The following is a 15,102-nucleotide window of genomic DNA, read 5'->3' as shown; positions in this document are numbered from 1 at the left end:
GGCGCTGCGGCGCCGGTCTCACCCGGCCCGGTAGACCGGTGGTTCCCCCTCGATCGCCTCGCGCACCGGGGCGGCGAGATCGGCGAGGTCGACGATGCGCACGAGCGGGAACCCGAGGTCGGTGACCCGGCCGACGGTCTGGGCGAGCGCGCGGTCGAGGGCATCGACGACCGAGTCGCGCGCCTCCGGCTCCGGCGCCGTGGTGCGGAAGACCAGCAGACCGATCGGCGGGCTGTCGTCGATCGTGTAGACCAGCCCCCAGACGGCATCGAGGAACGCGTACGAACGTCCAGCCGCGGCGATCGCCGTGGCGAGGTCGCGGGGGAACAGCGGCCAGTTCTTGAAGTCCGAGCGGGTGCCGGGCGGGAACGGTGCGGCGAGCGGCTTCAACTGCGCGGCATAGGCCGGCTCGACGATCATGCCGCCGGGCGTGTCGGGATCGACCGCGACCCCGACCCCCTCCGGCAACTCGAGCAGCCGACCGGCGACATCGGTCTGGACGATGCGGAACCGCTCGGGAATGGCGGCGGCCGCCACCGAGGCCTCGCTCGTGTACATCGCCAGCAGAGGGTCGCCTGCCGCCGAACGCACCGCGTGGAACTGCGCGGTGGCCGGGTCGACGCCGATGAGCACCCGACCGAACAGGAAGTCCCAGCGGGTCGCGAAGACCGGCCGCGCGCCGTCGTCGGCGCTCATCGCGTCTCCACCCCCACGAGGCCCGCGCCGCGGACGACCCCGAGCACCAGCGGTGCACTCTGCTGGAGGTCGCGGCCGATCGCGATCTCGGCGAGATCGGGAGCGGCGAACTGATCGGGGTGGTAGCGGACCTCGTCCTGGTAGGTGATGCCGGGTGCCGGGTGGCCCGCGTCGTGGAGCGGGGTCAGGTGGAGGTGGCCATTGGTGTGCAGCTGCTCCAGCGCCGAGGTGACGCCCTCGATGTCGCCGGCATTCCCGGTGAGGAGGTGCACATCGCCGTGGGTGCCCACCACCGAGACCGCACCGCTGTTCATCACCTTCGGCAGGTCGATGTAGTACTGGTAGGTGCCGCCGGCCCCGTACTGCGGGTTCGCGAGCGTCGTCCCCCCGGCCGCGGGGATCGGGCGCTCGACCTGCAGCGTGATGACCGAGGGCCGGTAGTCGTAGACGTTGGGTCCGACCTGGAGCCCCTCCCAGACCCCGCTCGCCGAGTGACCGTGCGCGGCGGCGTTGCCGGCGGGGGCGGCGAAGCCGCTGACGCCGGGGTACCCCATCTCCAGGCGCTGCCCTGCGTCGATGACGACGTTGGAGAAGACGTCCCTGCCCGGGAAGGAGTCGGCCCCCTGGAATGCGCGCGCCTTCGCCGCGACTCCGCTGAACTGGTGGTCGACGCTGACGAGGGCGCGCATCGCCTCGACCAGCGTGGTGCGCAGCTGAGGGAACGCGAGCGCGCGCTCCCCACCCAGGACGACGGCGGCCGCCTTCAGCCCCGGCACCAGACCACGGCGCAGCGCCTGCGCGGTGGCGGCGAGCGCCACCACCGCGTTCTTCCCGGCGCCTGCGACGTGACTGAGAGCGCCGAGGGCTCCACCGGCGCGCATGGCCGCGCTCAGCTCCCCGAGCGTCGTGAGGCCACGGGTGCCGGGGATGCATCCGAGCAGCGCCAGCCCGACGTCGAGCAGGCTGCCCTCGCCCTGCGCGTAGCGGATGAGCGCATCGGCCAGGAGCACCAGCGAGGCCGCCAGGAGGACCCAGGCGAGCGGGCCGCCGATGATGAGCACCACGATCGCGAGCACCGCCACCACGACCTTGCAGACGGCGACGACCGCATGCCAGACCTTCGCGGCGCCGTCCTTGAACTTCTCCCAGCGCGAGCGGGGCGCGATGCCCGCGTCGGCCGCCTCGTGGATGCGCCGGGCGGTCGTCGCGGCGTCGCGGCGTCGCGCCTCCCCCGCGTCGGCGGCCAGCATGCGGGCGGCCCTCAGGCGCGCCTCGGCGTCGTCGACGAGGGCCGCGGCGCGGCGCTGGGCGTCCTGTGCCGAGCGGAGCTGATCGCGGGCGGTCGCGACGTCGTCCGCCGACGGCACGGTGCTCGCCGCCAACGCCGGCGCGAGGGCGGCGGTGGTCACGGCGCCGTCGGCGTCGGCCAGCCGCGCATGGGCCGCCGCGACGGCGTCGCGGGCCTCACGACCGAGCACCAACTGGTGGTCGGCGACGCGCTGATGCTCCTCGAGCCGGTCGGCCCACCAGTCGAGAGCCTCGGCGCCGAGGCGGTAGGAGTCGCCGACCTGGCGCAGCTGGTGCGGCAGGTCGCTGGAGTGGGTGCGGAACGTCTCGCCGGCCTCGCCGATCCAGGTGGTGATCGCCTGGTCGCCGAGGAGGCCACGCAGGGTGCCCTCGGCGGAGGCTGCGCGCTCGCCGACCTGGCGGAAGCGGTACGCGGCGCTGCGGATCACCCAGGGATCGCCGGGCGTCGGATCGTCGAAGCCGAAGACCTCGTGCCAGTCGGTGGGGCGCATGGGGGCCTCGTTCCCCGTCGACCCGGGCCTAATCCTCCGCGACCGGATCGAGCGGAGCGGCCTGCCCCTCGCAGCCGGTGGCACCCACGGCGTCGAGCAACCACACGACGAGGTCGAGCGGCCCTCCGGGCCACGGGGTGGTCCAGGCGAGGTCGAGCTCGTTCGCCCCGACGACCCGGGCACCGAGGAACTCCCAGATCCGCCGATCGGGATCGAGGTGCCGGGCGATCTCCTCCGGCGCCCAGCGCTGCCGCCACGCGGCGTGGCGCAGCGCGCGGCCGCGCAGGTCGGCGAGCCCGGCGCGGGCGGCCCGCGCCGACGGCGTCCACCACGGCGGCTGCACCGCGGCGCGCACCTGCTCGGGCACCAGCTCGGGCACCAGCTCGGGCAACTGGTCGAGCGGGACACCGGAGGGGTCGGCCTCCAGCAGACCCCGCAGGGAGGCGAGCAGGAGGGCGAGCCCCTCCTCGGCCGTGACGTCTGCGGCGAAGCGGACGCGGCGGTGTCCGAGATGGAAGGCCGGCTGGGCGCCGGCTCCCCCGCCGACGGGCGGCAGCCGCCAGCCCGGCGCGGCGAGCCGCTCGAGCTCGAGCGCAGGGCCGCCGCGCCACCCCTCCCACGCGGCGTCGGGATGCCAGCCGACCGCCGGACGCGAGGCCGGCGGCGTCAGCGGCGCGTCGTCGTCCGGGGCCCGACCGAGGTCGAGGGAGGCGCGGGTCAGCCGGTCGATGAGGCTCCACCCGCGGCCGTCGGAGGTCCACGCCAGCCGCGGGCCGAGATCGCACAGCGCCTCGAGGGCACCGCGCCCGACGCCGCCGCGCACCCGGCCTCTGGGCGGATCGCCGTGCAGGACGCGCGGGTCGGCGCGGACGACGACCTCGTGTCCCTCGGCGCGCAGCAGGGTGACGACGTCGTCCAGGACGCCGAGGCCTCCCCCGCTCGCGGTCGCGTCGGCGGTCATCGTCGCGGCGCCCCGACGAGACCGGCGAGGATGAGGTCGGCCAGGGCGGAGTAGGCGGCGGCGTGGTCGTGGGGCGCGCCCCAGCCGAGGCGGCCGTGCTGGATGGCGGGCATGACTGCGGCAGCGACGGCGCCGACGAAGGCGGCGTCGACGGGGCGCCCGGGACGCGCGGCGGCGGCGACGAGGTCGGCCACGCGGGCCGCCGCGGCGCTGGTGTTGCGGTCGTAGATCTCGCGGGTGGGAGCGAACGCGTCGACGTCGGCGAGGAAGGTGGGGGTGGCCGGGGCGAGCTCGGCGGCGATGGCGTCGAGGTAGGCGCGGATGCGCTCGGTGGCGTCGGGCTCGGCGGCGGCCCGCGCCTCGACCCGCTCGGTGGCGCGGCGGAAGAACTCCCGGACGGCGGCCGCGATCAGCTGCTCCTTGCTGGCGGCGACGGCGTAGAGCGTCGACTTCGAGCACTGGAGGCGGGCCGCGAGGTCGTCGAGGCTGAGTCCGGCAAACCCCTCGCGGAGCATCACCTCGATGAGCCCGTCGAGCAGCTCGGCGCGGCGGGCGGCCCCGCGGCGGGTGGGTCCGGAGCTGACGGGCATGACGCCACCCTACCTATCTGTACTTCTGAGCGCACGTGAGTACAGTTAGCCGTACCCCGACGATGTCCCAGCGAGGAGTGCCCCATGCCCGTGAGCCGCCTGATGCCCACCGAGGAGTCCGCCGACCTCATCGAGCTCACCCGCACCCTGGTCGAGAAGGAGCTGCGCCCCCACGTCGACGCGGCCGAGCGCGACCACACCTTCCCGCGCGAGACCTACCGCGTGCTCGGCGAGGCCGGCCTGCTCGGCCTGCCCTACCCCGAGGAGCTCGGCGGCGGCGGCCAGAGCTACGAGGTCTACCTCCAGGTGCTCGAGGAGATCGCGGCCGGATGGGCCGCGGTCGGCGTCGGGGTGAGCGTGCACGCGCTCAGCTGCTTCGGGCTCTTCGAGCGCGGCACCGAGGAGCAGAAGCAGCGCTGGCTGCCCGAGATGCTCGGCGGCGACCTGCTCGGCGCCTACTGCCTCTCCGAGGCGCACGCCGGCTCCGACCCCGCCGCGATGCGCACCCGCGCCGTCCGCGACGGCGACGACTACGTGCTCAACGGCACCAAGGCGTGGGTCACCCACGGCGGCGAGGCCGACTACTACAAGGTGATGGCCCGGCTCGTGGGCGCCGACGGCGCCGACCAGGGCATCACCTGCTTCCTCGTGCCGGCCGACAGCCCCGGCCTCTCGGCGGCCAAGCCCGAGGACAAGATGGGCCTGATGAGCTCGACCACCGCGTCGGTCATCTTCGAGGACGTCCGCATCCCGGCCGAGCGCCGCCTCGGCGCCGAGGGCGAGGGGCTCTCGATCGCGCTGGCCGGGCTCGACTCCGGGCGACTCGGCATCGCCGCCGTCGCGGTCGGCGTCGCCCAGGGCGCCCTCGACGTCGCGCTGGCCTACGCCAAGGAGCGCGAGGCGTTCGGCAAGCCGGTCATCGAGCACCAGGGCCTGGCGTTCCTGCTCGCCGACATGGAGGCCGCGGTCTCCAGCGCCCGCTCCACCTACCTGCACGCCGCCCGCCTCAAGGACGCCGGCCGCCGGTTCTCCCGCGAGGCCTCCATCGCCAAGATGGTCGCCACCGACAACGCCATGAAGGTCACCACGGACGCCGTCCAGGTGCTCGGCGGCGCGGGCTACACCAAGGACTTCCCGGTCGAGCGGTTCATGCGCGAGACCAAGGTGATGCAGATCTTCGAGGGCACCAACCAGATCCAGCGCCTGGTCATCAGCCGCGACCTCGCCCGCGGCTGAGCCGCGACCCATCCCTCAACCCCCACCCACCCCACGCAGGACAGAGGACACCCCCATGCAGCTGCAGGACACCGTCGCGATCGTCACCGGCGCCGCCTCCGGTCTGGGCAACGCCACCGCCGCCGCCTTGGCCGCGCGCGGCGCCCACGTCGTCGGCATCGACCTCGACACCTCCGCCGCGCCAGCGCTCGACGGCGTCACCTACGTCGCCGCCGACGTCACCTCCGAGGACGACGTGCGCCGCGCCGTCGCCGTCGCGACCGAGCAGGGCGTGCTGCGCACGGTCGTCAACTGCGCGGGCATCGGCCCCTCGGCCCGCGTGCTGGGCAAGAAGGGCGTCCACGACCTCGGGCTGTACCGCAAGATCATCGAGGTCAACCTCATCGGCACCTTCACCGTGATGGCGGTGGCCGCCGAGGCGATCGCGGCCACCGAGTCCGACGAGCACGGCCAGCGCGGCGTCGTGGTCAACACCGCCTCCATCGCCGCCTTCGACGGCCAGATCGGGCAGGCCGCCTACGCCTCCTCCAAGGGCGGCGTCGTCGGACTCACCCTGCCGGCCGCCCGCGACCTCGCGCAGTACGGCATCCGCGTGTGCACCATCGCGCCCGGCATCGTCGAGACCCCGATGCTCGCCACGGTGAGCGAGGAGTTCCGGGCCGGCCTGGCCGCCGGCGTGCCGTTCCCGCAGCGGCTCGCCCGGCCCGAGGAGTACGCGCAGCTGGCGCTCTCGATCATCGAGCACGACTACCTCAACGGCGAGACCATCCGCATGGACGGCGCCCTGCGCATGGCGCCGCGCTGAGCGACGCCCCCGCGGCAGCGGTCGGGGGCGGGGCTGCCGCGATGATGGTGCGGTGATCTCCCCCGGGCGGCTGCCACCCATCGCCCACGCGGCCTTCCTGCTGGGCGCGCTCGGCGTCGTCGCCGCCCTGGTGGCGCTCGAGCCGGCCTGGCTGGTCGACCTCGACCACCGCGTCGTGCGGTGGACCTTCGAGGCCACGGCCGGCGACCCGGGCCGCGAAAGGTTCTGGATGCGCGACGCGACCTGGCAGGGCCCCGAGGTCACCCGCATCGCGGTCGCGCTGGCCGCCCTCGCCCTGGCGGTCACCGGCGAGCGCCGGCGTCCGGTGTGGCTGCTGGCGGTGGTGGCCGCCGAGGCGGTGATCGCGCCGGCGTCCAAGCTGGTGCTCGACCGGCCGCGCCCGGTCTGGGACGACCCGATCACGACGCTCGCCTCCTCGTCGTTCCCCTCCGGTCACGCGGCCGCCGCCGGCATGCTGCTCGGCATCGCCTGGGTCGCCACGAACGGCCTGGAACACGCCGGACGCCGTGCCCGCCTCGGGCAGGCGGCCGTGCGGGTGCTCGCCCTCGCGTGGACGGCGCTCGTGGCCGCCGACCGGCTCTTCCTCGGCGTCCACTACCCCAGCGACGTCGTCGGCGGGGTGCTGCTGGGCATGGCGATCGTGGCCGTGGCCGACACGATCTCGCCGTTCGTCCCGAGGAGCCCGATCAGCACGTGACGGCCGCGGGCCGGCCGGGCCGGCCGGTCAGGTGGGAGTCAGGTCCGGTGCGGCATCCTGCTGACCCATGACGATCGGTATCGGCGCCGCGGCGCTGCTCGGCGTGGTCGAGGGGCTCACCGAGTTCCTCCCCGTGTCCTCCACCGCCCACCTCAAGATCGCGGAGTCGATCCTGGGCCTGCAGACCGACGACACCGCGGTGGTGGCCTTCACCGCGGTGATCCAGGTGGGTGCGATCGCCGCCGTCCTCGTCTACTTCCTGCGCGACATCGCCCGCATCGTCGGCGCCTGGTTCCGCGGCCTCGCCCACGCCGAGCACCGCGACGACCACGACTACCGCTTCGCGTGGTGGGTGATCGCCGCGACCGTGCCGATCGTGGTCGTCGGCCTGGCCGCCAAGCCGCTGATCGACGGCCCCCTGGCCGGGCTGTGGGTGGTCGTCGCCTCCCTGGTCGCGGGCTCGGCGTACATGTGGTGGGCCGAGCGGGCCGACGCCGCATCGGGCCGCGTCGCCCGCAGCGAGGGCCAGGTGACGTTCGCCGACAGCATGGTCATCGGCACCAGCCAGATCCTCGCGCTGCTCTTCCCGGGCTTCTCCCGTTCGGGTGCCTCGATCTCCACCGGCCTGCTGCGCGGGCTCGACCGCGTGGCGGCCACCCGGGTCTCGTTCTTCCTCTCGATCCCCGCGCTCACCGGCGCCGGTCTCTACGAGCTCAAGGACGCCGTCGGCGGCGACATCCCGATCAGCTCGATCCTGGTCGGGACCCTCGTCTCCTTCGTCGTCGCCTACGGCGTGATCGCCTGGCTGCTGCGGTTCGTCGCCCACCACCGCTTCACCGTCTTCATCGGCTACCGCCTCGCGCTCGCCGTCGTCCTCTCCGGACTGCTCGCCGCGGGCGCGCTGTCCTGACCGGCTGACTCCGAGGCGACGCCCGGCTCCTTCGGCACGACGGCGGGGCGACGGACGAGCGACGGACGAGCGACGGACGAGCCTCCGCACGGCGCCGTTCGGAGCCGTGCCGGGATCGGATGGTGTGGGATTCGCCTGCGCTAGACCCCCGCCTCCGGACCGGAACAGCGACCGGCGCGGCGCGTTGACCGAGCATGCTGTCACCGTGGACAGACGTCCTCCCCCAGCCCTCCGACCACGCTGCGCGTCACCGCGCCTCCTCCCCCGACGCAGGTGACGACGCAGGCTCGGAGAGCGGCCTCGACGTGGGCCGACTGAGCCTGGCCATCGCCGGGGTCTCGGTCAACGTCGCGGTCTGGGCGGGGATCGTCGCGGGCGTCGCGGCCCTCCTGCGCTGATCACCGACACGACCTCACCCGTCGGTGAGGGCCGGGTTTCGGAGCGCGGCCGAGCGTGCACAAGACGGTCATGCTCCCCCTCCTCCGCCGACACCTCGCCCTGCTGATCAGTCGCGCCGGCATGGCCTTCAGCTGACCTCGACGCCGAGCCGGTCCAGCATCCACGCGACAGCCGGCCCGGCTGCGTAGCCGTCCTTGACGACCTCGGGGTGTCCGCCGAGCCACCGCTCGTAGGTGACGTCGGCGCCCTGCGCGCGATAGCCCGCGACCAGCGCCTCGGTGAACGGCAACGGGGCGACGGCGTCGAGGATGCCGGCGTCGATGCGGATCGGGAGGCCGGCGCGCAGGGTCACGGCTGCCGGGTCGTTGGCGCGCATGACGGCCTCGAGGCGGCTGACGAACCGGTCGCCGTCGGGGCCGGGGATGTCGGCGGGGGCCAGGCCGCCCCAGGAGTCGCTCGCCCCGAGGCCGGGCAGGCAGCGCGTCTCCAGGTGCGGCAGCAGGCGCACCGCCTCGGGGCTGAGGGCACCGCGCCGCAACGAGCGGGCCAGCGCCGGGTCGACGGTGGCCGCGCCGCCGATGATGAGCGCGGCGATCGCCGAGAGGCCGCCGATCCCGCCCGCCGCCGTCGGCACGTGGCGCAGCAGTTCGAGCTCGTCGGCGGTGCGGGTGACCGGCGTGAAGGCCACCGCACCCCGCAGGTGCGTGCCCGTGGGGAGGGCCTGGCCGGCGGACGCCGTCCACAAGGCGCCGACACCGCCCTCGGAATGGCCGGCGACCACCCAGTCGCGACCCAGCCGGGGCTCGGCCCGACGCGCAGCCGAGACGAGGTCGACGACCGAGCGGGCCAGGGAGCGACCGATGAGATAGGGGTGCGGGCCCGGCGCGCCGATGCCCTCGAAGTCAGGCCGCAACACGGCGACACCGGCGTCGAGCAGGCGGGTGGCGATCGCGTCGCCGCGCGTCATCAGCTCGTGCGCCTCGCTCGTGGGGCGCACGCGGCTGGGCGCGCAGCTGTCGGCAGCGCCGGTCGTCACGTGGTTGTAGACCACGAACGGCCAGCCGCCCACCGGCGCAGCCGTGCGCGGCAGCAGCATCAGACCGGTCGCCGCGACGACGCGGCCGCTCACCGAGCGCATCCGGTAGGTGATGACCTCCGCCCGACCGGCCGCCGGGACGACGGCGTCCGACCGCGCCGCGCTGACGCGGACCGTCGTCCCGGGGCCGGCCTTGCGGTGGTGGGCCGGGGACGCGAGGGGCTCGGGCACGGTGCCGGTGATCGAGAGGAGGATCAGCAGCACCGCGATCGAGCAGCGGAACCCGACGCTCCCCAGCATCCGGATCCCCCGCCGCAGCCGGCCCGCCACGTCACGCGCCTCCGAAGAGGAGCAGCACGAGGATCTGCCGGATGACGTCGGCGACCGGCGGCGGCACGATGCCGATGAGGTCGCTCGGCGTCGCCTGCATCGCATCGACGATCTGCACGAACAGCCGCGCCACGGGCGCCAGCCGGTCGACGTCGACCTTGTCGAGAGTGTCGGCGTCGTCGTACATGTAGGCGGGCCCGGAGATCATGCTCGCGGTCGGGATCTGGGAGAGCACGGCCCAGTTGGCGTCGGTCGGCACGCCCACCGAGGTCTGCATCGGGACGGCGTCGAGCAGGGCGGTGCCGCGGATGTCGTTCTGCACCAGCCCGCCGGCCATCACCGCCTTGAGGCCGAGGCCCAGGTTCTCGAAGATGCCGGAGGGCTCGGGCCGATCGAGCACCCGCAGGGAGCCGTCGGCGTTCCTCTTGGCCTGCAACCCGATGTGCTCGATGGTGGCGTTGGCGACGATGTGCAGCGGCGGGTCGTCGGCGAGCACGTACTTGCGGGCGAACGCGCCGTGGTTCTGATAGCCCGTGAAGTGGGTGTCGAAGGTCGCGAACATCAGCGTCTTCTCGGGCTTCTCGTAGCCCGGTGTGCGGGCCAACGCCCCGTAATAGTCGGCCAGCGCGATCACCTCCGAGGCACCGGTGCCGTCCTCGACGGCACCGGGACCCTGGGAGTCGTGGTGCGACTGCACCATGATCGTGTCCTTCGTGCGTCCCGGCAGGAGACCGACGACGGTGCGACCGACGACGCGGGTGCGGTCGGTGGTCAGGTGCATCGTCGCCTGGGAGTCCGAGGCGAGTGAGGCGCGCAGCTTCGCGCCGGTGGCCGGGCTGACCCAGAACCCGGGGAGCTTCATCTCGACCTGGCGGTAGGACTCGTTGTGGTAGTCGTCGGACTCGAAGTAGTCCGAGAGCACCCCGATCGCGCCCACCGCGCCGCCCGCGATGATCTGCGGCATGACGGTGCCGTAGTTGGTCATGTAGGGGTTCGCACCGAGCAGCGCCTCGGGGTCGAGGAGCTGGCCGTCGGGGTCCCACAGGAACTCCGAGGCGAGGGCGACCACCGCCAGCGGCATGAGGAACTTCAGGTCGAAGACGACGATCTTGCCCTCGACGTCGGTGGCGTTGGGCAGCGTCGCCCCGATGTCGACGATGGGGGCCGTGAGCCCCTTCGGGCCGAGGGTGCGGTGGCTCTCCTTGTCGAACCCGGCGATGAGGGAGTGCCGGATCGGCGTCGCGGGGATCCGCTTGCCGTCGATGCGCAGGTCGGCGTCCGAACTGCGCCACCAGTAGGCCGGGGCCTTCTCGTAGTGGACGTCGCTGAGCCCGGCCCGCCGGAAGCGATCGGCCACGTAGGCCGCCGTCCGGCGTCCGCCGGGGCTGCCGGTGATGCGCGGGGCGAACCCGACGAGGTCGCGCACGGTGGAGAAGATCTCGCGGTTGCTCGGCAGCAGGTCCTGGCGACGCGGGCGCGGCGGGGTCGTCGGCTTCACCTGGGTGGGCGCCGCCGTCAGCCGCGCGATCGGGCTCGGCCGTTCGGCGGCGGCGGGGTGGACGCCGGGGACGAGCAGCGCGAGGACGGCCGCGCCCGCGATGAGGGCGCGAGCGCCGAGGCGGGAGGTGGACGAGGGGAGCACGGACATGTGGCCATCGTCACACACGACAGAAACATTTGTTACGTTGGAGTTCCTGCGGTCTGGACCGGCGCCGCGACCCACGACCACCCGACCGGGAGGATGACCCCATGGACCGCATCCGCGAGGGCGTCTTCTTCACCACGCCCGAACCGCTGCCCCGGGGTCGGCACGCGGTCGACCGCGAGGAGGCGTTGGAACGCCAGCGCGAGCGGCTCATGATCGCGGCCACCGAACTGGTGGCCGACCAGGGCGCCCGCGCGGTCGGCGTCCGCGAGATCAGCGCCCACGCCGCGGTCTCCCGCGCGTCCTTCTACGCCTGCTTCGAGGACAAGGACGCCTGCTTCCACGCCGCCTACGACCGCTTCATCGCCGTGCTCACCGACCGCATGGTCGCCGCGATCGCCGAGCGCACCGACTGGCAGCGGCTCGTGCGCGACGTCATCGGCGCCTACCTCGGCACGCTCAGCGACGACCCGGTCGTCGGCCGGGCGTTCCAGGTCGAGATGGACGCCCTGGGCCGGCCCGCCCGCGAACGGCGGCGCGCCGCGCTCACGGCGATGGCGGTGGTCATCAAGCAGCGCCGCGACGAGTGGTGGCCGGGCGCCGAGGCGGTGCCGGTCGACGCCTACCTCGCGTGCGTCTACGCCACGCGTCAGCTGGCCTGCGACCGCATGGACGACGGCGGCGACCCGCTCGACCTGCTCGACTCCGCCGCGCGCTGGGTCGCCGAGCTGCTCGAGCGGCCGCTCGTCTGAACCGCGGCGACCGCCAGGACGACGAGCCCCGCCCACACGTAGGCGTTGCCCGACACCTGGTCCCATGGGGTCCAGGCGAACTCCCTGCCGTCACGGAACGGCGCCCACCAGATCGCACGCGAGGCCAGCACCGCGATCAGGACGGCCGCCGTCACGAGCCGGCGCCGCTCGCCGCCCGCGAGCAGTCCGAGCAGCACCGGGACCAGCCAGACCCAGTGGTGGTCCCAGCTGATCGGAGAGCACAGCAGCATCCCGATCGCGGCGACGCACAGCCCCAGCACCTGCGCGAGGCCGTCCCCGCCGTCCCCCTGCCGCCACACGCGCCGGGCCATCAGCAGGGCGATCACGCCGATCGGCGCCGCGACCGCCAACCACAGCGAGGACGGCGCATCGTGGCCGAGCAGGCGCGGCAGCAGACCCGCCAGCGACTGGTTGCCTGCGTACTCGGGTGCGCCGATGCGTCCCGGATCGAACAGGACGACGGTCCAGTAGTCCCAGGACTGGCGCGGAAGGAGCACGGTCGCGCCGAGCACGGTGCCCGCCGCGGAGAGGGCCGCGATCACGGCCGGGCGCCGCCGGCCGATCACCACCAGGAACGCGATGAGGAAGAGCGGGGTGAGCTTGATGCCGGCCGCGACCCCGACGAGCACCCCCGACCAGCGGCGCTGGGGGCCGAGCACGTCGAGAACCACCAGCGCCATGAGCACGAGGTTGATCTGGCCGAAGGAGAAGGTCGACCAGACCGGCTGGAGCGGCACCATCGCCGCGACCAGCACCCACAGCGGCGTCCGGCGCAGCCATCCCTCGGCCGGCGCGCACCGCTCCCGCACCACCTCGACCACGATCGCCAGCGCGAGCGCGCTCACCGCCGCCCACAGGCCCGCGGCGAGCGGCCAGGGCAGCACCGCCAGCGGCGTCATCACCAGCGCCGCGAAGGGCGGGTAGGTGAAAGGGAGGTCGGCGATGGGGTACCGGGCGGTGTAGAGCCGGCCGTCGGTCAGCGCCGACCCGCCCATGCGATAGACCTGCAGATCGAGGAACCAGTTCCAGCGCCATGCGGCGACGGCGGCCACACCGGCCGTGACGAGCAGGAGCGCCCCGAGGGCGCGGTCGGACCGGAGGCGGGCGATCACCGGCCCGAGGCTAGGCCGCCCGGAGGGCCGACACGCCCGGCAGGACGCGGGATGTCGGGGATCGTCGACGAACCGACGTCCGCCGGTCGCCCGCCCGGCGGTCGACGTTCACGGACCGGCCTCGGTGCCGGCATCGACGCCGGGATCGACGCCGGGATCGAGCAGCGCGATGGTGGCGCGGGTGGCGGTCGCGGCGACCACCTCGGAGGGCACGCCGTCCTCGTAGGAGGTGGCGAGCAGTTCGCGCAGGCCGCCCAGCAGCACCACGAGCATCGGCCGCGGGGGCACTGTGATGCCGGCGGCCCGCGCCTGCGGGGTGTCCATGAGCACGTGCACCAGCTCGACGAAGGACTCCAGGAGTTCGCGCTGGAGGTCGCGGCCGGCCTCGCCGAGGCCGCCGAGCTCGCGGATCCAGCTGCGCACGAGCGCCGGCTCGCGCAGCCCCGCGTCGCTCCAGGCGGTGACGGCCTGCTCGACCTGCACCCGCCATTCGGCGTCGGGGTCGACAGCGGCGGCGGTCGCGGCCACGATGCGCCGGTTCTCCTGCTTCATCAGCGCGATGTAGGCCTCGGAGAGGTCGGCGAACTGCTCGTAGAACGTGCTGCGCGAGGTGCGCGCCTCGCGGACGACGTCGGCGACGCTGGCGTCGCGGAACCCCTTCGCCCGGATCGTCGCGGCGAGTCCGTCGAGGAGCCGACGGCGATAGGCCTCGGCTCGCTCCTCCTGCGTCGCCCGGCCACCCACGCGGCGAACCTACCGTGCGCGGGCACGCCGACGACGGCGTCCGGGGACCCTTGTCGACGCTGACAAACCGGCAGTACGGTACGCAACTGTGACCCACGCCACAGTCCACGCGCGGACGCCGTCCGCCTTCCGCTACTGGGAGGCGCGCGAGGAACCGCGGTGGCGACGCCGCGCCCGGCTCACCCGGCTGCTCGGGCACGAGCTCTTCCCGAGCGACGACCGCGCCCGCGCGCTGTGCGAGGGGCTCTACGGCGGCGACCCGGTGGCCGAACGGTTCGTGGCCGAGGTGTTCTTCGGCGAGATCGGCCACGTGCGGGGGCGGCAGCTGCTGACCCGCGCGCTGCGCGACGGGATCGACGCCGTCCCCGAGGCGCCGGAGTCGATGCGGGCGCTGTTCGCGGAGTTCGACACCGTGCCCGACTGGGTCGACCGCGAGCAGGTCGAACTCGGCGCGGAGATCTGGCGGCGCTGGGGCACGATGCTCTTCAACGTCGCCGGGGTCACGACCCTGGAGATCTACACCGAGAGCGGGGTGGCGCTCCCGCTCTCGCTGGCCGGCGGCTACGCCGGCGACAGCGCGCTGCGCCGCTTCCTGGAGTCGGCGAAGTTCTGGATCGACACCTCCGAACCCGGCGGCCTGTTCACCCCCGGCTCGGAGGGGCGCACCACCGCGATGCTGGTGCGGATCATGCATGTGGCGGTGCGCCAGCGAGTCGGCTCGCACCCCGAGTGGGACGCCGAGCGGTGGGGTCTGCCGATCAGCCAGACCTACATGATGCTCACCCAGATCGGCGGCAGCGTCGCCCCGGCGATGGCCCTGTGGGTGCTCGGCTACCAGACGACGCCCGCGGAGATGCGGGCCGCGCTGCACTTCAACCGCTACATGGGCCATCTGCTCGGCGTCGACCCGGAGTGGATGCCCGAGACGGTGCGCGACTGCCTGCAGGTGCTGGCGCTCTCGATCGCCGCCCGCTCCTACGACTCCGGGCCGCACGGCAAGGAGCTCATCGAGTCCTTCCCCGCGGCCTTCGCCCCCCGCCCCGGACAGTCGCCGCTCGCGCGGCTGCGGGCCGCCTACAACCACCGCATCATCGCGGCCTACTGCGCGATCTGGCTCTCGGCCTCGACCCGCCGCACCTACGACCTGCCCCGCGCCTTCCCCTGGGTGCTAATCCTCATCGCCCGCTGGCCGCTCATCACGATCACCGAGCTGCTGCGGCGCCTGCCCGGCCTGCGCACCCTCCACCTCGCCGTCATGGACCGCCACCGGCGGGCCTGGTGGGCCGCCCAGATGGAAGGCCGGCAGGCGGCCTTCGACGCCAGTTCCGGCCTGCGCCGCTGAGGAGCC

The 15,102-nt window shown here is 73.9% G+C and carries 14 protein-coding genes; 6 read left to right on the top strand and 8 right to left on the bottom strand.

Annotated elements, in window-relative coordinates:
* Window positions 1–18: 18 nt before the first annotated feature.
* Genes ABD671_RS21255 through ABD671_RS21240 form a run of 4 tightly spaced genes read right to left on the bottom strand, consistent with a single transcriptional unit; the run spans window position 19 to window position 4,046 of the window.
* On the bottom strand, window positions 19–696 hold the full coding sequence (locus ABD671_RS21255) for an SseB family protein (protein WP_344735514.1): 678 nt from the start codon (window positions 694–696) through the stop codon (window positions 19–21).
* Complete coding sequence (locus ABD671_RS21250) at window positions 693–2,495, bottom strand: hypothetical protein (RefSeq protein ID WP_344735513.1); 1,803 nt, start codon at window positions 2,493–2,495, stop codon at window positions 693–695. Before ABD671_RS21250 ends, ABD671_RS21255 begins: the two co-directional genes overlap by 4 nt.
* 28 nt (window positions 2,496–2,523) lie before the next feature.
* Window positions 2,524–3,456, bottom strand: a complete 933-nt coding sequence (locus ABD671_RS21245; RefSeq protein WP_344735512.1) for a hypothetical protein — start codon at window positions 3,454–3,456, stop codon at window positions 2,524–2,526.
* Entirely contained in the window at window positions 3,453–4,046 is a 594-nt protein-coding gene (locus tag ABD671_RS21240) for a TetR/AcrR family transcriptional regulator (RefSeq protein ID WP_344735510.1), read from the bottom strand. Before ABD671_RS21240 ends, ABD671_RS21245 begins: the two co-directional genes overlap by 4 nt.
* An 84-nt stretch (window positions 4,047–4,130) precedes the next feature.
* On the opposite strand from ABD671_RS21240, the gene ABD671_RS21235 reads away from it, so the two are divergent.
* The 4 genes from ABD671_RS21235 to ABD671_RS21220 all read left to right on the top strand — a co-directional run bounded on the left by ABD671_RS21235 (window position 4,131) and on the right by ABD671_RS21220 (window position 7,715).
* Window positions 4,131–5,282, top strand: coding sequence for an acyl-CoA dehydrogenase family protein (locus ABD671_RS21235; RefSeq protein WP_344735509.1), 1,152 nt, complete (start codon window positions 4,131–4,133; stop codon window positions 5,280–5,282).
* A 55-nt stretch (window positions 5,283–5,337) separates the two neighbouring features.
* On the top strand, window positions 5,338–6,087 hold the full coding sequence (locus tag ABD671_RS21230; RefSeq protein WP_344735508.1) for an SDR family NAD(P)-dependent oxidoreductase: 750 nt from the start codon (window positions 5,338–5,340) through the stop codon (window positions 6,085–6,087).
* A gap of 52 nt (window positions 6,088–6,139) precedes the next feature.
* The gene (locus ABD671_RS21225; protein WP_344735507.1) at window positions 6,140–6,805 is read left to right on the top strand and encodes a phosphatase PAP2 family protein; all 666 of its coding nucleotides are present in this window, start codon (window positions 6,140–6,142) and stop codon (window positions 6,803–6,805) included.
* A gap of 67 nt (window positions 6,806–6,872) precedes the next feature.
* Entirely contained in the window at window positions 6,873–7,715 is an 843-nt protein-coding gene (locus tag ABD671_RS21220; protein ID WP_344735505.1) for an undecaprenyl-diphosphate phosphatase, read from the top strand.
* 526 nt (window positions 7,716–8,241) lie between these two features.
* Here ABD671_RS21220 and ABD671_RS21215 read toward each other — a convergent pair.
* Window positions 8,242–9,450: a lipase family protein gene (locus ABD671_RS21215; protein WP_344735503.1), complete on the bottom strand. Its 1,209-nt coding sequence runs from the start codon at window positions 9,448–9,450 to the stop codon at window positions 8,242–8,244.
* A 31-nt stretch (window positions 9,451–9,481) separates the two neighbouring features.
* Window positions 9,482–11,128: a M28 family peptidase gene (locus ABD671_RS21210; RefSeq protein ID WP_344735502.1), complete on the bottom strand. Its 1,647-nt coding sequence runs from the start codon at window positions 11,126–11,128 to the stop codon at window positions 9,482–9,484.
* A 101-nt stretch (window positions 11,129–11,229) separates the two neighbouring features.
* Here ABD671_RS21210 and ABD671_RS21205 point away from each other — a divergent pair, with 101 nt between their 5' ends.
* A complete protein-coding gene (locus ABD671_RS21205; protein ID WP_344735501.1) occupies window positions 11,230–11,877 on the top strand; it encodes a TetR/AcrR family transcriptional regulator in 648 nt (215 codons plus the stop codon).
* Here the strand turns inward: ABD671_RS21205 and ABD671_RS21200 are convergent.
* Window positions 11,775–13,010, bottom strand: coding sequence for a glycosyltransferase 87 family protein (locus tag ABD671_RS21200; protein WP_344735500.1), 1,236 nt, complete (start codon window positions 13,008–13,010; stop codon window positions 11,775–11,777). The genes ABD671_RS21205 and ABD671_RS21200 overlap by 103 nt on opposite strands.
* Before the next feature lie 108 nt (window positions 13,011–13,118).
* Window positions 13,119–13,754, bottom strand: coding sequence for a TetR/AcrR family transcriptional regulator (locus ABD671_RS21195; protein WP_344735499.1), 636 nt, complete (start codon window positions 13,752–13,754; stop codon window positions 13,119–13,121).
* Window positions 13,755–13,842: 88 nt separating this feature from the next.
* Here ABD671_RS21195 and ABD671_RS21190 point away from each other — a divergent pair, with 88 nt between their 5' ends.
* The gene (locus tag ABD671_RS21190; RefSeq protein WP_344735498.1) at window positions 13,843–15,096 is read left to right on the top strand and encodes an oxygenase MpaB family protein; all 1,254 of its coding nucleotides are present in this window, start codon (window positions 13,843–13,845) and stop codon (window positions 15,094–15,096) included.
* The last annotated feature ends 6 nt before the right edge of the window (window positions 15,097–15,102 follow it).

Origin of the sequence: Nocardioides fonticola (assembly GCF_039536805.1) — a bacterium.
GTDB lineage: Bacteria > Actinomycetota > Actinomycetes > Propionibacteriales > Nocardioidaceae > Nocardioides > Nocardioides fonticola.
The sequence above is the reverse complement of the archived record's forward strand: the minus strand, read 5'-3'. Positions and strand labels throughout refer to the sequence as shown.